This is a genomic window from Phenylobacterium sp. (genome assembly GCF_044372605.1).
In the GTDB taxonomy this organism is placed as follows: Bacteria; Pseudomonadota; Alphaproteobacteria; order Caulobacterales; family Caulobacteraceae; genus Phenylobacterium.
Map to the genome: position 1 here is coordinate 1 of NZ_JBILRO010000043.1, position 18,182 is coordinate 18,182.

At 66.5% G+C, this 18,182-nt stretch carries 17 protein-coding genes, 1 tRNA gene and 1 other RNA gene; 12 read left to right on the top strand and 7 right to left on the bottom strand.

The genetic code is table 11. The annotated features are described in order from the left end of the window. Nucleotides 1-2,432, bottom strand: a 2,432-nt coding sequence (locus ACIQ42_RS05920; RefSeq protein WP_397421288.1) for a TonB-dependent receptor, incomplete at its 3' end; no start/stop codon positions are given. Between the two features lie 267 nt (nt 2,433-2,699). Between ACIQ42_RS05920 and ACIQ42_RS05925 the strand changes: the two genes are divergently transcribed. Next, complete coding sequence (locus tag ACIQ42_RS05925; protein ID WP_397421289.1) at nt 2,700-3,992, top strand: YdcF family protein; 1,293 nt, start codon at nt 2,700-2,702, stop codon at nt 3,990-3,992. Between the two features lie 259 nt (nt 3,993-4,251). Next, nucleotides 4,252-4,971 (top strand): class I SAM-dependent methyltransferase, encoded by a 720-nt coding sequence (locus ACIQ42_RS05930; protein ID WP_397421290.1) that lies wholly within the window; start codon nt 4,252-4,254, stop codon nt 4,969-4,971. Nucleotides 4,972-5,244: 273 nt separating this feature from the next. Here the strand turns inward: ACIQ42_RS05930 and ACIQ42_RS05935 are convergent. Together ACIQ42_RS05935 and ACIQ42_RS05940 are read right to left on the bottom strand one after the other, a co-directional pair. Beyond that, nucleotides 5,245-5,334, bottom strand: a tRNA-Ser gene (locus tag ACIQ42_RS05935). Between the two features lie 95 nt (nt 5,335-5,429). Continuing rightward, nucleotides 5,430-5,852, bottom strand: coding sequence for a PaaI family thioesterase (locus tag ACIQ42_RS05940; RefSeq protein WP_397421291.1), 423 nt, complete (start codon nt 5,850-5,852; stop codon nt 5,430-5,432). 133 nt (nt 5,853-5,985) lie between these two features. Between ACIQ42_RS05940 and ACIQ42_RS05945 the strand changes: the two genes are divergently transcribed. The 3 genes from ACIQ42_RS05945 (at nt 5,986) to ACIQ42_RS05955 (ending at nt 9,253) form a co-directional block, all read left to right on the top strand. Then, a complete protein-coding gene (locus ACIQ42_RS05945; RefSeq protein ID WP_397421292.1) occupies nt 5,986-7,449 on the top strand; it encodes an AMP-binding protein in 1,464 nt (487 codons plus the stop codon). A 209-nt stretch (nt 7,450-7,658) separates the two neighbouring features. After that, nucleotides 7,659-8,852, top strand: coding sequence for a thiolase domain-containing protein (locus ACIQ42_RS05950; RefSeq protein ID WP_397421293.1), 1,194 nt, complete (start codon nt 7,659-7,661; stop codon nt 8,850-8,852). Nucleotides 8,853-8,854: 2 nt separating this feature from the next. Next, nucleotides 8,855-9,253, top strand: a complete 399-nt coding sequence (locus tag ACIQ42_RS05955; RefSeq protein ID WP_397421294.1) for a Zn-ribbon domain-containing OB-fold protein — start codon at nt 8,855-8,857, stop codon at nt 9,251-9,253. Here ACIQ42_RS05955 and purT read toward each other — a convergent pair. Further along, a complete protein-coding gene (purT, locus tag ACIQ42_RS05960; RefSeq protein WP_397421295.1) occupies nt 9,250-10,443 on the bottom strand; it encodes a formate-dependent phosphoribosylglycinamide formyltransferase in 1,194 nt (397 codons plus the stop codon). The two genes, ACIQ42_RS05955 and purT, sit on opposite strands and share 4 nt — an antisense overlap. Nucleotides 10,444-10,446: 3 nt before the next feature. Beyond that, a complete protein-coding gene (tkt, locus tag ACIQ42_RS05965; protein ID WP_397421296.1) occupies nt 10,447-12,417 on the bottom strand; it encodes a transketolase in 1,971 nt (656 codons plus the stop codon). 138 nt (nt 12,418-12,555) lie between these two features. On the opposite strand from tkt, the gene ACIQ42_RS05970 reads away from it, so the two are divergent. The 3 genes from ACIQ42_RS05970 (at nt 12,556) to ACIQ42_RS05980 (ending at nt 13,397) form a co-directional block, all read left to right on the top strand. Then, the gene (locus ACIQ42_RS05970) at nt 12,556-12,831 is read left to right on the top strand and encodes a DUF4164 family protein (protein ID WP_397421297.1); all 276 of its coding nucleotides are present in this window, start codon (nt 12,556-12,558) and stop codon (nt 12,829-12,831) included. A gap of 3 nt (nt 12,832-12,834) precedes the next feature. Continuing rightward, nucleotides 12,835-13,167 carry a cell division protein ZapA gene (locus tag ACIQ42_RS05975; RefSeq protein WP_397421298.1) on the top strand — a complete coding sequence of 111 codons (333 nt, stop codon included), beginning with the start codon at nt 12,835-12,837 and terminating at the stop codon, nt 13,165-13,167. Nucleotides 13,168-13,247: 80 nt separating this feature from the next. Then, nucleotides 13,248-13,397 (top strand): hypothetical protein, encoded by a 150-nt coding sequence (locus ACIQ42_RS05980; protein ID WP_397421304.1) that lies wholly within the window; start codon nt 13,248-13,250, stop codon nt 13,395-13,397. Between the two features lie 354 nt (nt 13,398-13,751). Here ACIQ42_RS05980 and ACIQ42_RS05985 read toward each other — a convergent pair whose 3' ends face one another. Further along, nucleotides 13,752-14,786, bottom strand: coding sequence for a fatty acid desaturase family protein (locus ACIQ42_RS05985; RefSeq protein WP_397421299.1), 1,035 nt, complete (start codon nt 14,784-14,786; stop codon nt 13,752-13,754). A gap of 70 nt (nt 14,787-14,856) precedes the next feature. After that, entirely contained in the window at nt 14,857-15,978 is a 1,122-nt protein-coding gene (locus ACIQ42_RS05990) for a serine hydrolase domain-containing protein (protein WP_397421300.1), read from the bottom strand. A gap of 63 nt (nt 15,979-16,041) precedes the next feature. Between ACIQ42_RS05990 and ssrS the strand changes: the two genes are divergently transcribed. The 4 genes from ssrS to ACIQ42_RS06010 form a co-directional block, all read left to right on the top strand. Next, nucleotides 16,042-16,202, top strand: a non-coding RNA gene (ssrS, locus tag ACIQ42_RS05995) — 6S RNA. Between the two features lie 25 nt (nt 16,203-16,227). Further along, nucleotides 16,228-16,785: a 5-formyltetrahydrofolate cyclo-ligase gene (locus tag ACIQ42_RS06000; RefSeq protein WP_397421301.1), complete on the top strand. Its 558-nt coding sequence runs from the start codon at nt 16,228-16,230 to the stop codon at nt 16,783-16,785. 73 nt (nt 16,786-16,858) lie between these two features. After that, nucleotides 16,859-17,635: an ImuA family protein gene (locus ACIQ42_RS06005; protein WP_397421302.1), complete on the top strand. Its 777-nt coding sequence runs from the start codon at nt 16,859-16,861 to the stop codon at nt 17,633-17,635. Beyond that, nucleotides 17,550-18,182: Y-family DNA polymerase (locus ACIQ42_RS06010; RefSeq protein WP_397421303.1), on the top strand; the 633-nt coding region annotated here is incomplete at its 3' end. The genes ACIQ42_RS06005 and ACIQ42_RS06010, both read left to right, overlap by 86 nt.

Here is an 18,182-nt window from a genome sequence, read left to right on the forward strand (position 1 = left end):
ATCCGCTTCTCGTTGGTGAGGTTGCGCACCTCGGCGATGGTTTCGAACGCACCCCAGTCCCAACGCGCCTGCAGGTCGACCTGATTGTAGGGTCGGTCGTAGCGGTTGTCGTTGACGTTGGTCGCGCTGATGACGGTGAAATAGTCGCCCGTATAGGCGTAGGTGGCCCGCGCCTTGAACGGCCCTTGCTCGTAGAAGATGGCAAAGTTAGCCAGCTTCTTCGCCTGAAACTGCAGGCGGTCAAATGACCTGCCGCCCGGCAGCTGGGATTCGGCGTCGATCAGGGTGGCGTTGGCCGAGGCACCGAAGTTCGACAGGAAGCCCGGCAGGAAATCGAGCCGGTTCTTCACCACCTGCAATTCAAGGCCCTTCACCTCCGACTCGGTCAGGTTCTGCGGCTGGGTCACCGTGAAGGTCTGGCCGTTGATGACGGTCGTGCCGGTCTGTGCACTGAAGATGTCGTTCTTGATCTTCTTGTAGAACACCCCGGCCGACAGGATGCCGCCGCCACCGGGCAGGTAGTATTCGATCGCGACGTCGAAATTGTCGGCGAAACGCGGCTTCAGGTCCGGGTTGCCCCGCGAGACGGTCGAGTTCGCCGTGGAGACCTGCTCGTTGGCGCCCAGTTCGCTGGGGCTGGGACGACCGACGGCCTTGTAGTAGGCCGCGCGGATCTTGAGATCATCATTGATCGAGCGGATGTAGTTGATCGACGGGAGCAGGTTGTCGTAGTCGCCGCTCCGCTGAAGCGGTGTCACAACCGATCCGGTCACCCGGGCACCGTCGATGTCCGTATCCGTGCGCTCGTAGCGCAGGCCGAAAATCACGGTGTTGGCGTCGTCGGCGTAGCGGGCCAGGCCGTAGGTCGACAGGATCTTTTCCTCAACGACAAAGTCGTTGCGCGCCCTGTTGAGAGCTGTGGCGGCACCGTCGATCGTGAACTGGCCGGGGTTGGCGTAGAAGTAGTCGAGGAACTTTTCGAAGTCGATGATCAACTGGTTCCCCGGCGCATAGGGCGACCGGTAGGTCGTGGGCTGCAGCGCCCGGTCCAGGGTCAGGGTGTTGGTCGCGCTGGGATTGGCCACCACCTGTCCCGTGTCAAAATCGCGGGTGTTCGCGCGGTATTTGCCGCCCGCTGCGAAGCCCCAGCCTGTGGCGCCCTTGCCTGTGTTGAAGCCGTAGTCGACCTGGGCCTCATAGATGTAGTCGTCGCTGTCATCGCGATAGGGCAGGTAGCTCGTGAACCGATAGGCCGACGGCGTGTTGAAGGTCGCCGCGCCCGGATTGGCGAACACGTAGTTCGGTATGCCTTCGCTGTTGAAATAGGCGCCGGCGTTGGTCGTCGAATTGGCGAAACTGAACCGGGTCTCGTTCGACGCCTCCAGGAACTGGGCCTCGGAATAGGAGGCGCGGCCGCTCAGGGTCTGATTCTCGGCCGGTTCCCAGGCGAAGGAACCCTGCACGATCGTGAGTGGCTTCTTAATCGGAAAATCGTTGAACAGGGTGTAGCCGGCGGCGCCGCTCACGTTGAGCCCGCCGGTGGCGTTCTGCGTATAGGCCGCCCCGGGCGTGGCCGGGATCGCCGGAAGCTGGAGTTCGTGATTGAAGCGCAGTTCGTTGTCCGCCTGCATGTAGTAGGTGGCGGCCAGGGTCGTGTGCAGCGTGTCCGTGGGCTTCCATTCCAGCTTCAACGTCCCGCCGTAGCGGTCCACGCTGTTCGGATAGCTGGACGTCCGGAAAAGTCGTGAGACCGGGACGCCGAATGTGCCGGGTGTCGCCAGGAAGGCCTGCGGCAGCTGGCGCTCCTGGTCGCGCCGCTTGCGGCTGAACGCGCCTGTCAGCAGCACGCCGAACTGGTCGTCTGGCCCCAGCACCCACGACGCTGTGCCGTCGATGCGCATGTTCGGGCCGTCGTCGCTGGTGCGGTTATAGCCCTTGCCCGGCACGGCCTGGCTGTCGTTCACGCCGATGAAGGCTTCACCCACGGCGAAGAAGCCTTTGTTGTCGAAGGCCGAACGGGTCACCAGGTTGATCGAGCCGCCAATGGCGTTGCCATCCAGGTCGGGCGTCCGGCTCTTGAAGACCTCCAGGCGCTTCACGGCGGTCGTCGGCACCGACTCCAGGTTCAGCTGCCGGTTCTGCCGCTCGGCGGTGGCGATGCCGCCACCATCGAAAGTGCCTGAGGTGAAGTTGGGGTTCAGGCCGCGGATCGCGACGTAACGGCCTTCGTCCTCGTCGAAGATCGTCTGCACACCGGGCAGACGGCGGAAGCTGTCCGAGATGTTGTAGTCCGGCAGCTGACCCATGACGTCGGTCGTCAGGAAGTCGGCGATCTGCACGGCCTCTTCCTTTGCCGTGATCGCCTGGGTGTTCTGTGCGCGATAGCCGGTGACCACGACCTCGTCGACGATGGCGGCGGTAGTTTGGGCCAAGGCTCCGCCCGCCGACAAGGCGAAAATCGAGGTGGAGAGCGCGACGGAAAAGTAAAAACTGCGATTAGACAACATCGGGCCCCCGATTTTCTCAATAACGATTCATTCTGTCAGTTGGCGAATTATACCAAAATCGTCAACTCGCTCTCCAGCGATCATGTTCATGTTGACGAATACTTCACAAAAAGATCAATTTATCATCGAAAAAGCTTCACCAAATTGTCGCGGTGGCCGTATCTGTTGCCGCTCTTCATTCGAAAGGGTCCCATGAAATCCTGGATCGCAGTCGCTGCGGCGGCCTTTTTCATGGTCGCTGCGCCGTCGGTGGCGGCGCCCGGGTTCGACCGCGCCTACGCGCCCCTGGTCGGCGTCTCGGGTCTGCAGGACGAGACCTTCTACCTTTTCACCGTTCTGGACGGCTCAACGCAGGCGCGGGCAGCACTGCTGCGTGAGCCGACATTGAAGGCTCTTTCGGCAGCCGTTCGCGCCCGAACCGCCACGGCTGGCCAGGCCTGCCAGGATCGGATGGCGAACCGCGGCACGGCGCCACCCGCTGCGCCGACAGCTTGTGATCTCAACACCCTGCGATGGACTGCCGAGGAACAGGAGGCCGCCGCCCAGGCCGCTGGCCGCGCGTTCGACGCCGAGCCGGCGCTTCGGACCCTGGTCGCCCGCCATCTCCGGCCGTCGGGCTTCTTCAGCCGCTACGAGAGCCAGCCTGACCGCGCGCTTTTCCTGCAGGCCTGGCGGGACGCTCACGGGGGTCTTGACCGGATCATCCGGGTCTATGGCCTGGGCGAGGTTCCGCTCTTCGCCGACATCGACAGCCCCATCTATCCGCTCAAGGCTGGATACTATCAGGGCCTGATGGCCAACCTGATTCGCGAGACCGCCATCGCCATGCCCGCCGACGGCCCGGCCTGGGACATACCCATGCGGCTGGCCTACGACCTGATGGATTTCAACCGCCGCGATGACGCACCCCGCCAGCGCGCAATCGAGGCCCGGGAAAACGCTGCTGCGGCGCGTCGTATCGCTGCCCTGCGCTGGACCGACTATCCCTACGGTCTGATCCTGGTGCCCGGCTATTCGCCTGAGATCGCCTACGAGCCGCTGAACCCCGGGGCTGATCTGCGCCTGCGTCGCGGCGTGGCGCTGTGGAAGGCAGGCAAGGCGCCATTGATCGTGGTCTCCGGCGCGTCGCTGCGGCCGATCGGCACGACCATCACCGAGGCGGTTGAGATGAAGCAGCGGCTGATGACGCGCTATGGCGTGCCTGAGGACGCCATCCTGGTTGACGCCGTGGCGCGCCACACCACCACCAACATGCGCAATACGGTGCGCTTCATGTATCGCTATGGCGTGCCCACGGAAAAGCCCGCCCTGGTGGCCGGCAACAGCGTGCCCTACATCGCCAGCGATCTGTTCCGGGAACGCAACCTGCGCGAACTGGGCTACATGCCGTTCAAGCCGCTCAAGCGTCTCGACTTCGACACCCTTGAATTCCTGGCCGTACCGGAAGCGCTGCACCGGGACGCAACCGACCCGATGGATCCCTGAGCCAGCGCGACTGTCGGCTTTATCCGCGCAATTTCGATCGTCAAATCACCTCGTAGGCTGCCACATGAAGCCTTCGGCGAAGGGTGGCGGCCCATGATGAGGCTGTCTCCGACCGCTACATCGGCCGGATGATCAAGTTGGCCTATTGTGCTTCGAGTGCCGGTGTTTGTTCAGTTTCTGACTGTGTCGGGTTGGCCGATACAATCGCAGTTAACGGCGCACGTTGACCAGGGAGGGACCGATTGCGATAGGTCACCGTATGGATTGGGACGCCTTCTTCACGGTGCATCGCGAACTGCCCAGGGAAGGCCCTGGGCTCGCCGACGATGTCGCTTGGACCGGGCGTCTGAGCGCAGTGCCCAGGGATGGGCATGTGTGCGACGCAGGATGCGGACCTGGCGGCGACCTTGCGGCTCTGCGTCAGCTTGTTCCCGAAGGCCGTGTGGACGGGTTTGAGACCGTTGCGCATTTCGTCGAGGCAGCGACAATTCGGTTCGCAGCTGATCCGTCCGTGCGGATCATTGAAGCCAGCATGGAGAACCTGACCGGTCCCTATGATCTGATATGGTCGGCAGGGGCGGTTTATTTCCTGGGAGTGACGAGGGCGCTTGAGGCTTGGCGCAGTGCTCTGACCGAAACCGGCGTCGTCGCGTTCAGTCATCCCTGCCTGTTCACGGACGCGCCGTCCGAAGCTGCGCTGGCTTTCTGGGAGGGCGAGCCCGGCAGTATTGGAACGGAAGCCACAACTCGCGCCGAGATTACCTCCGCCGGCTGGCAGGTGCTCGGATCGCGCCAACTCACCCATGAAGCATGGTCCGCCTACTATGATCCAATGCTTGAGCGCTGCGAAATGCTCGAAGCCGCGGGCACAAGTGCTTCCGTTGCAGCTGCGATTGCCGCTGCCCGCAAGGAGGCGTCCGACTGGCGAGCCGTGTCCGGCGATACCGGCTACATGCTCTATGTGGTTCGACCGGCCTGAGATTTATGGCTGCGTCCGCTTAGGGTGCAGGCTGTGTAAAAATCGCCCACGAATTTCCGGACCGTCTATCGGCCCAAAACGCTGTAAACGCGGACTATTTTGAACCCGAACTGCCGAGGGCGAGGTTCTGGTGACAAGAGACAAAAGGCGTTCAGAGACCGCTTTGGACGTGTTCCCCAGTCTCCGAGGTTCGGACGGCATCCGGAAAATGGCGCGACCACTGGGGGCTTTGCGCGCCTGCGGTCGCCCGATTGCGGGTTCGCGACAGGGGCGTGGCGGAGAGGGTGGGATTCGAACCCACGATACCCTTCCAGGTACGCCGCATTTCGAGTGCGGTACTTTCAACCACTCAGCCACCTCTCCAGAGCCAGCAAACGGGACCACAAGGGGTCCCGTCGAGCGAGCGCGGAACCTAATCATCGCGGCCCGGGGGCGCAAGGGGGCAGTTTGCAGGGCCTTCAGCGGGGATAGAGCACCATCTGGGTGCAGCGGAAGACGGCCATGATCTTGCCAGTGGTGGCGTTTGTGGCCTCCGCGTCCCAGACTTGGGTCATGCGGCCGCCGTGCAGCAGGCGCGCCTCGCAGGTGACCTGCTCGCCGATTTTGGCGGTGCCCAGGTAGTTGGTCTTGATCTCGATGGTGGTGAAGCCGCTGGCGCCCTCGGGCAGGGAGGCGACACAGCCGTAGCCGCAGGCGCTGTCCACCAGGGCCACGATGGAGGCGGCGTGCAGGAAACCGTTGGCGGCCATGTGCTGTTTGCCCACGGTGAAGCTGCCGGCGGCGTGGCCGTTGGAGACATCCTGCCATTCGATGCCGAGTTCGCCGGGCAAGGTGCCCTTCTGCCGCTCTTCGAACAGCGCCGCCTGATTACCTTCGAGCATGGTCGTGATCTCCCTCGGGTGTCGGGACATGGGAAACTGACGTTGCGAAAGCCAAGGGCCAGTCAGCCGGCTTCGGCCCTTGCCCGCAGAGTCGGGGGCGTCGAGAGTGGCGGCGAAGCACGGGGCGGATGCGATGACTGACGAGATGATCTCCTTTGGCGCCAAGCTGGCGCTGCACGCCGCCCGCCGGCCGGATGCGCCGGCAGTGACTTGTGGCGGCGAGACACTCACCTACGGGCAGCTGCATCGCCTTTCCAACCGCCTGGCCCGGGGCCTGGCGGCCCGCGGGGTGAAGTTCGGGGATCTGGTGACCGTGGGCCTGCCCAATTCGGTGGGGTTCGTGGCGGTCTGCTACGGGATCTGGAAGCTGGGGGCCACGCCGCAGCCGGTGTCGTTCCGGCTGCCCAAGGGGGAGCTGCAGGCGATCATTGAACTGGCGAAGGCGCCGCTGGTGATCGCGGAGTTCACCCACGAAGTCGACCGGCCGGTGTTGTCGGTGGCCGATCTGCTCGCCCTGTCCGACGATGACAGCGACCTGCCCGACCAGATCCCGCCAATCTCGAAGGCGCCCACGAGCGGGGGATCAACGGGCCGCCCCAAGCTGATCCTGGCGGGCCAGCCGGGGCTGTCGCTGAAGGCGGCGACCGAGGTGCCGTTCTACGGGATCCGCACGGGCCAGACGGTGCTGCTGCCGGCGCCGCTCTATCACAACGCTCCGTTCACCCTGACCATGAGCGCGACCCAGGCGGGGGCCCATGTGGTGCTGACGCCGCGGTTCGATCCGGAGGGCACGCTGGCGGAGATTGCGGCGCGCAAGGTGGAATGGCTTTACCTGGTGCCGACCATGATGAACCGGATCTGGCATCTGCCGGAGGATGTGCGCGGGCGGTATGACATTTCGAGCGTTCACACCCTCTGGCACATGGCGGCGCCCTGTCCGCCCTGGCTGAAGGAAGCCTTCATCCACTGGATCGCGCCGGGTGAGGTGATGGAGCTCTATGCGGGCACCGAGGCCCAGGCGATCTCGATCATTTCGGGTTCGGAGTGGCTGACGCACCGGGGATCGGTGGGCCGCGTGGCCGTCGGCGAGATGAAGGTCGTGGGGGAGGACGGCGCCGAACTGCCGCCCGGCGAGGTGGGCGAGATCTACATGCGCCGGGCCCCGGGCGTGGCGGAGACCTACAGATATCTGGGCGCCGACGCGCGGACGATCTCTGACGGCTGGGAGAGCCTGGGGGACCTGGGGTCTTTCGACGTCGAGGGCTATCTCTATCTGGCCGACCGGCGCACGGACATGATCCTGGTGGGGGGCTCCAACGTCTATCCCGCCGAGATCGAGGCGGCGCTGGAGGAGCATCCGGCGGTGCAGTCGTGCGCGGTGATCGGCCTGCCGGACGACGACCTGGGCGCCCGCATCCACGCCATCGTCAATGTGCAGGGCGAAGTTACGCCCGAGGACCTGAAGGCGCATCTGGCGGATCGGCTGGTGACCTACAAGCGGCCGAAGTCGTTCGAGTTCGTGGATCAACCGGTGCGCGACGACGCGGGCAAGGTGCGGCGCACGGCGCTCAGGGATGCGCGGATCAAGGCGGGGTGATCACACTACGGGGTGTCATCCCGGTTTCGCGGCCCCGCGAAGACCGGGACCCATAGACGCCGGCCGGTCCGGACAAGGTCGAAGCGGGGCCGCCGTACCGAATCTTTGACCCCGGCGTTGATGGGTCCCGGTCTTTCACCTGCGGTGAAAACCGGGATGACACTGGGGGGTTTGGCGGGCTATCGACCAAAGAAATCACGGGGGAGCGGATGAGTATCAAGGGCAAGGCCTATGTGATGGGGGTCTATGAGCACCCCACACGCGATGCGCCGGACAAGACGACGGCCCAGCTTCACGCCGAGAGTGCGCGCGGGGCGCTGGCGGATGCCGGGCTGAGCTTTGACGATGTCGACGGCTACTTCTGCGCCGGCGATGCGCCCGGGTTCGGGGCCATGTCGATGGTCGACTACATGGGCCTGAAGAATGTCCGCCACATGGACACCACCGAAACCGGCGGCTCGTCCTACATCCTCCACCTGCACCACGCCGCCCAGGCGATCGCGGCGGGCAAGTGCAGCGTGGCGCTGATCACCCTGGCGGGTCGGCCCCGCAATGGCGGCAACCGGCCGGGTGCCGGCGGTGGCGGGCGTCCGCCGGCGGGCCTCACGGACGGCGCGCCGGAGCAGGGCTTCGAGAGCATCTACGGTGGCTCGACCCACAACACCTACGGCATGTGCGCCATGCGCCACATGCACGAGTATGGCACCACCTCGGAGCAGCTGGCCTGGATCAAGGTGGCGGCCAGCCATCATGCCCAATGGAACGAGCATGCGTTCCTGAAGAATGTCGTCACCGTCGAGGATGTGGTGAATTCCCGCATGATCGCCGACCCGCTGCACCTGCTGGACTGCTGCGTGGTGACGGACGGCGGCGGGGCGGTGGTGGTGACGTCGCCTGAGGTGGCGCGGACGCTGAAGCGGCCGATGGTGAAGCTGATCGGGGCGGGTGAGGCGCCGAAGCTGCAGATGGGCGGCAAGGGCCTGGACCTGACGACTTCTGGCGCCGTCTGGTCGGGACCTGCGGCGTTCGCGGAAGCCGGCGTGACGCCCGCGGATATCAAGTACGCGTCGATCTACGACAGCTTCACCATCACGGTGCTGATGCAGATCGAGGACCTCGGCTTCTGCAAGAAGGGTGAGGGCGGCAGGTTCGTGGCCGACGGCAATCTGATCTCCGGCGTCGGCAAGCTGCCGTTCAATACCGACGGTGGCGGGCTCTGCAACAATCACCCCACCAATCGGGGCGGGATCACCAAGATCATCGAGGCGGTGCGCCAGCTGCGTGGCGAGGCGCATCCCAAGGTTCAGGTGGCCAACTGCGATCTGGCCATCGCCCACGGTACGGGCGGTTCGCTGGGCGTGCGCCACGGCGCCGCCACCGCCATCATGGAACGGGAGTCCTGAGCATGTCCGAAATCATGACCCGGCCGATCCCGGCCCCTGCCGTCAATCTGGAATCCAAGCCGTTCTTCGACGCAGCCGAGGAGGGCCGCTTCCTCATCAAGCGCTGCAACGCCTGTGGCGAGGCCCACTGGTATCCGCGCACCATCTGCCCGAACTGCCACTCGGACGATACGGTCTGGGAAGAGAGCCCGGGCGATGGCGTGATCTACACCTATTCGGTCATGTATCGCTCGCCGACCGGTCCCTACGCCATCGGCTATGTGACGCTGAATGAGGGCCCCACGATGATGACCAACTTCGTCGACGTGGCGCCGGATGGACTTGCGATCGGCATGAAGGTGAAGGTGAAGTTCCAGCCGACCGAGGGCGGGGCGCCGGTCCCGGTGTTCGCGCCGGTTTAGCCCGCCACAGGTTTGACCCGGGACGCGGCCTCGCGGGCGCGTTCGCGGGCCTGATCGACACTGTCGCCGCGCGCCAGGGCCACGCCCATGCGGCGGCGCTCGAAGCTCTCGGGCTTGCCGAACAGGCGAAGGTCGGCGCCCGGGACGCTGAGGGCCTCGGCGACGCCGTCGAAGGCGATGCCTGTGGCTTCCATTCCGCCGTAGATCACTGCACTGGCCCCGGGCTCGCGCAGCGAGACGTCAACGGGCAGGCCCAGGATGGCGCGGGCGTGCAGGGCGAACTCGCTCTGGTGCTGGGTGGCCAAGGTGACCAGGCCGGTGTCGTGAGGACGCGGCGAGACCTCCGAGAACCAGACCTCGTCGCCCTTCACGAACAGCTCCACGCCGAACAGGCCGAGGCCGCCCAGCGCATCGGTGACGGCCCTGGCGATCTCTCGCGAGCGGGCGAGGGCCTTTGGCGACATGGCCTGGGGTTGCCAGCTTTCCACATAGTCGCCCTTGACCTGACGGTGGCCAATGGGGTCGCAGAAGCTGGTGACGACCCCGCCGTCGCGCCGGCTGCGGACGGTGAGCTGGGTGATCTCGAAGTCGAAATCGACGCGGCCCTCGACGATCACCCGGGCCTGCTCCACGCGCCCCGAGGCCAGCGCATAGGCCCAGGCCGCCGCGATCTGATCCGGTGTCTCGACGTAGGACTGGCCCTTGCCGGAGGAACTCATCACCGGCTTTACGAAGCAGGGGAAGCCGACGGCTTCGGCACCGGCCGCGAGCTCGGCCTCGGTCGAGGCGAAGGCATAGGCGCTGGTGGCCAGACCCAGGTCTTCGGCGGCCAGTCGGCGGATGCCCTCGCGGTTCATGGTCAGTTGTGCGGCGCGGGCGTTGGGAATCACCGTCGCCAGTCCGTCAGCCTCGATGCGCGCCAGCTCGTCGGTGGCGATCGCCTCGATCTCCGGCACGATCAGGTGCGGTCGCTCGGCCTCGACCAGGGCGCGCAGGGCCCCGGCGTCCGTCATGGCGATGACGTGGCTGCGGTGCGCCACCTGCATGGCCGGGGCGTCGGCGTAGCGATCCACAGCGATGACCTCGCAGCCGAGGCGCTGGAATTCGATAGCGAGCTCCTTGCCGAGCTCCCCCGAGCCCAGCAGCATGACCCGGACAGCGGTCGGCGAAAGCGGGGTGCCGAGGCGCATAGTCTAGAGTTTCGCCTTCGCAGCCGCCGCCACGCCTTCGGCGGTGATGCCGAAGTGTTTGTAGAGCACATCGGCGGGGGCGCTGGCACCGAAGCCGTCCATGCCGATGAAGGCACCGTCTTCGCCGATGAAACGGGCCCAGCCCATGCTGACGCCGGCCTCGACGGCGACCCGGACCTCGGTCTCGCCGATGACAGCGGCCTGATAGTCTGTCGACTGGGCGGCGAACAGCTCCCAGCAGGGGGTGGACACCACGCGGGTTCCGATCCCTTCGGCTTCCAGCAGGGCGCGGGCCTCCATGGCGACCGAGACCTCGGTGCCGGACGCGAAGATCGTCACCAGGGCCGGGTGCTCGGCGCCGGCCAGCTGATAGGCGCCGCGGGCCGACAGGTTCTCACCGGCGACGATCGTGCGAACGGCGGGAACCTTCTGGCGGGAGAGCGCCATGACGGAGGGTGTGGCGCGGGCGGCGAGGGCCAGTTTCCAGCACTCGGCGGTTTCCACGGCGTCTGCCGGGCGGAAGACCAGCAGGTTCGGGATCGCGCGCAGGGACGCCACGTGCTCGACCGGCTGGTGGGTCGGCCCGTCCTCGCCGACGCCGATGCTGTCATGGGTCATCACATGGATCACCCGCGCGCCCATCAGGGCGCCCAGACGGATCGCGGGCCGGCTGTAGTCGGAGAACACCAGGAAGGTGCCCGAATAGGGGATCACGCCGCCGTGCAGGGCCATGCCATTCATGGCCGCCGCCATGCCGAACTCGCGCACGCCATAGTGGACGTAGCGGCCGGCGTAGTCGGGGGCGTCAAACGCACCCATGCCCTTGACGATGGTATTGTTGGAGCCGGTCAGGTCGGCCGAGCCGCCGACCATTTCCGGGATCGCCGGGATCAGCCTGTCGAGGGCCGAGCCGGAGTGCTGGCGGGTGGCCGCGGCGGGCTTTTCGGCCTCGGCCTTTGCGATGTGGGCGTCGATCTCGGCGTAGGCGCCGACGGGCAGGTCGCCTGCCATGGCGCGCTCGAACTCGGATTTGTGGGCCGACTGCGACAGACCCGCCTCCCAGGACTTGCGCACCCTGGCGCCCTTGCGACCGGCGGCGCGCCAGGACTTCAGAATATCGTCCGGCACGGTGAAGGGCGGGGCGGTCCAGCCCATGGCCTTGCGCGCCTCGGCGATCTGGTCGTCGAAGAGGGTGTAGCCGTGGCTGTGGGGGTCGCCTTCCTTGGGCCCGGCACCCTTCGAGATCAGGGTCTTGCAGGCGATCATCGTGGGTCGGTCCTGGCGGGTCGCCCAGCGCAGCGCCGCCGCGATCTTGCCGTGGTCGTGGCCGTCCACCGCCTTGACCGCCCAGCCGGCGGCCTTGAAGCGGGCTAGCTGGTCGCCGGTCTCCGAGATCGTGGCCTCGCCGTCAATGGTGGTGTTGTTGTCGTCGAACAGGACCGTGAGCTTCGACAGTTTCAGCCGCCCGGCCAGGCTGATCGCCTCATGGCTGACGCCTTCCATCAGGCAGCCGTCGCCGGCGATGACCCAGGTGCGGTGATCGACCAGGGCGTCGCCGAAACGGGCGTTTACGTGCCGCTCGGCCATCGCCAGGCCGACTGCGGTGGCCAGTCCCTGACCCAGCGGGCCGGTGGTGGTCTCGACGCCGGGCGTGTGGCCGTACTCGGGGTGACCGGGCGTGTTGGAGCCCAGCTGCCGGAAATTCCTGATCTGCTCCATTGTCACGGCCTTGACGCCGGTCAGGTGCAGCAGGGCGTAAAGCAGCATCGAGCCATGGCCGGCTGACAGCACGAAGCGGTCGCGGTCGGCCCAGTCGGGACGCGCCGCGTCATACTTCAGGAACTTCGTGAACAGCACGGTGGCGACGTCGGCCATGCCCATGGGCATGCCCTGGTGGCCGGATTTGGCTTTGTGGACGGCGTCCATTGAAAGAACGCGGATGGCGTCTGCCATGGTTTTCAGCGGCGCGGGCATCGGACCTGTAGGGCTGGTTAAGGATTGTCAGGGGCGCTCGCCTCGCACGCGGGCGCGGACGGGTCAAGAAAACCGCCCCGAATTCGCAGATGGCTGCGTCTGTGGCATACAGGGGCCAGACGGCCTCCGGAGACTGCCATGACCCCAGGCGATAGCGCGCTGGATCTTGCCGCCAGACGGCTTGAGAGCGCGGTGCATGTATTGGAGCAGAGATTGTCCCAGCGCCTGAAAGCCGCCGGCGACGATGCCGGGGGGCTGTTTGATCTGGATCGCGCCCGGCTTGCGGCCGAACTCGACCAGGCCCGCGCCCGCGAGCGTGAGCTTGAGGCGGCCGGTGCTCAGGCCTCTGTGGCTCTTGGAAACGCCATCCAGGAAATCCGCGCCGCACTCGCCGGCCAGACGACGGAGGCCTGACCCGTGGCCCAGATCAATGTGGACGTGAATGGTCGCCCCTATGCTGTCGGGTGCGAAGACGGACAGGAGCCGCATCTGGTGGAGCTGGCGCGGATCTTCGACCAGCAGGTTCGCCAGATTTCCCGGGATATGGGGCAGTTGGGCGACACCCGACTGTTCCTGATGGGCGCCCTGTTGCTGGCCGACGAGCTCTATGATGTGCGGAACCAGCTGGCGGGCCTGCAGGCCGAGGTGTCCCGGCTGGAGACCGAGCGGTCAGTGATCGAGAGGCGCGCGGTGAGCGCGCTGGAGGCCGCGGCGGTGCGGATCGAACGGCTGGGCTCAGCGGACGTCTGAGACTTTCCCCGCCTTTCTGGAGCACCTACGTGATGGTGATCTTTTCGAAGCTCTCGATTTAAACTCCTGACCGCGAGTGGATCGACAGCATCAGGCGCGCTCACGATCCTCAATACGCTTTCGTGCCGCCACACTTCACATTCGTCTTCCCATTCACCGGCATAGGGGTCGAAGATCTTCTTGCGCAAGCTCGTAAGGTTATCGAAGGCACGACGACCTTGGCGTCCTGACCTTCCGTTCCTGCCTCACGTTACGGTGGGAGCCTTCAAGGCGCGAGAGGATGCGGAACACGTGGCCGCGTCGCTGCGGAGCGTCGATATTCGAAGCGAGCTTGAGGGGCTGAATCTTGCAGATTTTGATGGCGAGAGCGTCACAGAACTGCACCACGTCCGCTTCGCTTGACGCCGAATCCCTTCTCCCACAAGGGGCGACGGGGCGTGGCGTCGAGCTCCCTCGCTCTCTAGAATTATGCAGCGGTCCCGCAATGGGAGGAAGGATCGCGCCGAGTCTTGCTGATGTCTGAGCCGTCTTGAGACCGTGGGTTCAGTGGGTATTTCCGAGAGGTGCGTTGGGGAAAACAAGCATCAGCGCCGACCCTGCATCCGCCCTAGCAGATGCGACAGCGCCGGGATCAGTTCCCGCTGCTCGACCTGCCGGTAGTGATGATCGGCCGGCAGGGCCTCCACCAGTCGCCGGTGCGCGGTCCCCAGATTGTGGTACGGCAACCTCGGCATCAGGTGGTGCAGGGCATGGTAGCGCAGGCCCACCGGCGCCCACAGGAACGGCAGCATGGCCGGCGGCGGGACATTCACGGTGTCCAGAAACTGATCCAGTACAGCCATCTGCTCCCCGTCATTCTCCCAGTAGTGGGCGACGGCTGTGCGTAGCTGGTTCAGCACCGTCATCAGGCTGAAGATCACCATGGCGATGATCAGGGCGCGTAGCGGGATCACGCCGGCCGCGGTCAGACCCAGCACGGTCCAGCTCCATAGCCAGGCGCCGATCTCCTGAGACAGCCAGGGCGCGCTGCGCGCACGGTCGAAATCGTCACGCGAGAAGCCGGTGTTGATGACCATGCCGGAGGTTCTGGCGATCACGAACCGGCGCAGCGGCGGGATCAGAAAGCTCAGGGGCGCCAGAACCGCAAACCGCAGGATCACCCCGATGGGCGCCAGAAAGGCGATGCCCACAAAGGCGGCCAGCTCATGGGGCGGCCGGCGGGCCAGCGGGTGGTACTCGGGATCACGCGCAGTGCCGTAGCGGTCCTTGGCGTGATGCAGGATGTGGACGCCTTCGTAGAGCAGCGAGGGCGTCAGCCAGGGCACGCCGATCAGCACGTTCCAGGCGAAATGAAAGCCCGGCACGTCGTCGCGACGCATGTGGGTAAGCTCATGGATGAAGCTGATGCCGCGATAGAGGGCGAGGATACAGACCACGCCCGCCGTCAGCATCCAGCCTGTGGATTGGCTGGTGGTAGCGATCGCCAGACTCAACCAGGTCACGGCGGCGGTCACCGAAAGGTCCAGCCAATAGACACGCGGGCTCGCCACCGCCAGGTCGCGGGCGAGTTCGTTGGCCTGGCGGGCCAGGCTGGCTCCGGTATCTGTGGCGACGCTCACGCGGTCGGTTTGTCCTTGTTTCGGGTCGTGGACTTAAGCGTTTGGCGCCCCTGTTGAAAGACCCGGATGGTCAGTCGGCATAGACGGCCTGCTCGAACGCCTCGAAAGTCGCCATCATCCGGGGATCAGCGAAGGGCAGGAACTGGGCGAACATGACGCCGGCGACGCCGCTGGCCGGATCGGCCCAGTAGTAGCAGTTGGCGATGCCGCCCCAGGCCAGACTGCCTGCCCGACGGCCGCCGGGCACGTCGGCGGCGTTGCGCAGGAAGCCCAGCGTCCAGTGCTTTTCGATCCCGGGCATGGGCAGGAAGTCGTGGCTGAAGCCGGGGTTGGACGAGATCAGGTCGCCGGTGGCGGGCTGGCGGGCCTGGATGTCGCGAAGCAAGGCCAGGGTGTCCGGTCCGGCGACGCCAGCGCCATCAGTTATCATCGCACCCAGGAACTTCAGATAGTCGGGCGCGGTCGAGGTCAGCCCCCCGCCGCCCCACATCTGCGGCGCGTTGGGAAACGGGTCTACGGGGATGTGGGCGCCGTCCGGGCCCCGGACGTGCATGCCGGCGCGTCGATCGGACCGGGCCGCGTCGGGCGTAAACGAGGTGTCGCCCATGCCGAGCGGGCCCAGGATGTGTTCGGCGAAATAGGCGTCCAGGCCCTGGCCGGTCACCGCCTCGATCGCCCAGCCGGCGGCGTCGATGCCGATGCCATACTGCCAGCCGGCGCCGGGATCGAACACCAGGGTGGGCGGTTCTGACATCAGATTTTCGCCCGTGGCGGCGAAGTAGCGGGAGAGGTCGGCGTTGCAGAAATCGTACGCCAGTCCGGAGGTGTGGGTGAGCAGATCGCGCAGCGTGATCGGGCGGCTGGCGGCCCTGACGCGTGGCTTTCCGTCCGCGTCAAAGCCGTCCAGCACCTTGGGGATCGCCAGGCTCGGAACCCGCTCGCCAATGGGCTCGTCAAGCGTGAGAAGCCCGCGCGCCACCAGCTGTCCTGCCGCCAGCGCGGTGATCGCCTTGGTGCAGGAGGCGATCCAGAACACCGAGTCAGCGGTCATCGGCCGGGGATCGGCCGCACCGCGGACGCCGGCGGCGAACTGGTGGACACCGTCCGGCCGCAGGATCGCCGCCGTCAGGCCAGGCGCTGCGCCATCGGAAACGGCCTTGTCCAGCAGGGTCTGGATAGTTTGGGGATTCATCTGTCACTCCCTTAGCCTCGCGGCTTGTTATGTATCGTCCGCCGCCTTACGTTGGCCTTGGCGGGTCTGCTGCGGCCCTCGTCGAAGGCGACATATTCCAGCGACCTTAATTCACCTCTAGGGAGCTGTCCCTGGCCGGGATCCTGGTCCCGGGCACACGGCGCCCACCTGTCACTAACAGGTCGAGGGAATGAAACAGTCCTTCACGGCTCTCGCGGCGCCGCCACCCGTCTTCCGCTATAGGAGGGCGTGATCTCGAAATCCACCCTTCGAACCGACATGCGCGCGCGGCGCCGGCGACTGGTCGCCGAAGCGCCTGACGCGGCCCTGCGGGCCGCCGCCAACCTGCCCGCAGACTGGCCAGGGACGCCGGTAGCGACCTTTGGCCTCTATCATCCGATCGGCTCCGAGCTGGACCCGGGCGCGATCCGGATCGCCGGGGCCCGCGCGGCCCTGCCGGTGGTTGTGGAACGCGATGCGCCCCTGGCGTTCCGGCTCTACAGCCCCGGCGACGCGCTCGAGCCGGATGCTCTGGGCATCCTCGCGCCGACGTCGCGGGCCGAAACCGTGTGGCCGGATGTTCTGTTCGTGCCTGTCCTGGCCTTCGACGGGCGCGGCGGACGATTGGGGCAGGGCGGTGGATTTTATGATCGCACCATCGCGGCGCTGCGCGCGCGCGGTCCGGTATGGGTGGTTGGCGTCGCCTACGCGGGCCAGGAGGTTGAGGATCTGCCGTTTGAGCCGCATGACCAGCGCCTCGACGCCATTCTGACCGAGGCCGGTTTCCGCCTGATCGCGGCGGCATAGGCCGCCTCCGGAGGCCTTGACTCCCGCTTTTCCAGAGCTAGAACAAAACTGGAACAAAAGGAGTCCCAATTCCATGTCCGATTTTCGCGCCATCCGGGCGAAGATCGCTGCGCTTGAAAGCGGAACGCGGGCGCAGGCCGGCGTGCTGCCGTTCGGGGACGCATCGCTGGACGCGCGACTGCCCGGCGGCGGCCTGCCGCTCGGGCGCTGGCATGAGATCGTGGGCGTGGGTCTGGAAGCGGAAACATCTGCGGCGCCGGCCGCCTTCGCCGCCCTTATGGCCCGGCCGCTGGCCCGTCGGGGCGAGGCGGTCTGGGTGTTGCGGCGCGACGATCTGTGGGCGCCGGGGCTGGCTGGGCTGGGGTTTCCGCCCGAGCGCCTGATCCAGGTCTGCGCCCGCGACGAGGCCGAAACCCTGATGGTGATGGAAGACGCGCTCACCACCGTCGGCGTGTCCGCCGTGTTCGGCGAGGTGGAGGACGTGGACCTGACCGCCGGCCGCCGGCTGCAACTGGCCTGCGAGAAGCGCGGCGGGACCGGTTTCGTCATCCGCCGTCGTCCATTCGGCGGGGCGGGACTTAAGGCGGCCGCCGGCTCTGTCGCCACCACCCGCTGGTGCGTGAAGCCCGCCCTTTCCGAGCCGGCCGCCGGAGATTTCGGCCTTGGCGCACCCCGCTATCACGTTGAACTCCAGCGCTGCCGCGGCGGGCGGACCGGCGCCTGGATCCTTGAGGCCGATCAGGCCTATTCATGGGAGGCCAGCGATGTCGCGTATCCTCTGCGCCTGGTCGCCGAACTGGGCGATCGCGAACTGGCGCCGGCGCAATCCGCTCAAGCTCGCGCCGCCTGACGCCCCCTTCGCCCTGCTGGAGACGACGCGGGTGGTCCGCCGGCTGGCCGCCGTCAACCGCGCGGCGGCGAAGCTTGGCCTCCATGCCGGCCAGAAGGCCACCGACGCCATGGCCCTGGTCCCGGATCTGACCACCGACGAGGCTGACCCCGAGGCTGACGCCGAAGCCCTGACCGCCCTGATCGACTGGTGTGTACGGTTCTCGCCGGCCGTGGCCGCTGATGCGCCGGGCGGCCTGTTTCTGGACATCACGGGCGTCGCCCACCTCTGGGGCGATGAGGCCGGGCTGATGGCCGACTTCCGCGACCGCCTGTGGGCCAACGGCCTGCCGTTTCGGCTGGCGATCGCCGATACGCCCGGCGCCGCCTGGGCCCTGGCCCACTTCGGCCCCGACCAGACCATCGCCCCGCCCGGCGAGCAGGCCGGACTGCTGAAACCCCTGCCGCCGGAGGCTCTGCGCCTCGACCCGGAGGCTGCCGCCCAGATCGGACGTCTGGGTCTGCGCCGGCTGGAGCAGATCATCGCCCTGCCCCGCGCGCCCCTGGCC

Excerpts from the sequence above, each read along its gene's own strand:
- ACIQ42_RS05925 (WP_397421289.1), top strand. The coding sequence starts at position 2,700 with ATGAAATCCTGGATCGCAGTCGCTGCGGCGGCCTTTTTCATGGTCGCT.
- ACIQ42_RS05930 (WP_397421290.1), top strand. The coding sequence starts at position 4,252 with ATGGATTGGGACGCCTTCTTCACGGTGCATCGCGAACTGCCCAGGGAA.
- ACIQ42_RS05940 (WP_397421291.1), bottom strand. The coding sequence starts at position 5,852 with ATGCTCGAAGGTAATCAGGCGGCGCTGTTCGAAGAGCGGCAGAAGGGC.
- ACIQ42_RS05945 (WP_397421292.1), top strand. The coding sequence starts at position 5,986 with ATGACTGACGAGATGATCTCCTTTGGCGCCAAGCTGGCGCTGCACGCC.
- ACIQ42_RS05950 (WP_397421293.1), top strand. The coding sequence starts at position 7,659 with ATGAGTATCAAGGGCAAGGCCTATGTGATGGGGGTCTATGAGCACCCC.
- ACIQ42_RS05955 (WP_397421294.1), top strand. The coding sequence starts at position 8,855 with ATGTCCGAAATCATGACCCGGCCGATCCCGGCCCCTGCCGTCAATCTG.
- purT (WP_397421295.1), bottom strand. The coding sequence starts at position 10,443 with ATGCGCCTCGGCACCCCGCTTTCGCCGACCGCTGTCCGGGTCATGCTG.
- tkt (WP_397421296.1), bottom strand. The coding sequence starts at position 12,417 with ATGCCCGCGCCGCTGAAAACCATGGCAGACGCCATCCGCGTTCTTTCA.
- ACIQ42_RS05970 (WP_397421297.1), top strand. The coding sequence starts at position 12,556 with ATGACCCCAGGCGATAGCGCGCTGGATCTTGCCGCCAGACGGCTTGAG.
- ACIQ42_RS05990 (WP_397421300.1), bottom strand. The coding sequence starts at position 15,978 with ATGAATCCCCAAACTATCCAGACCCTGCTGGACAAGGCCGTTTCCGAT.
- ACIQ42_RS06005 (WP_397421302.1), top strand. The coding sequence starts at position 16,859 with ATGTCCGATTTTCGCGCCATCCGGGCGAAGATCGCTGCGCTTGAAAGC.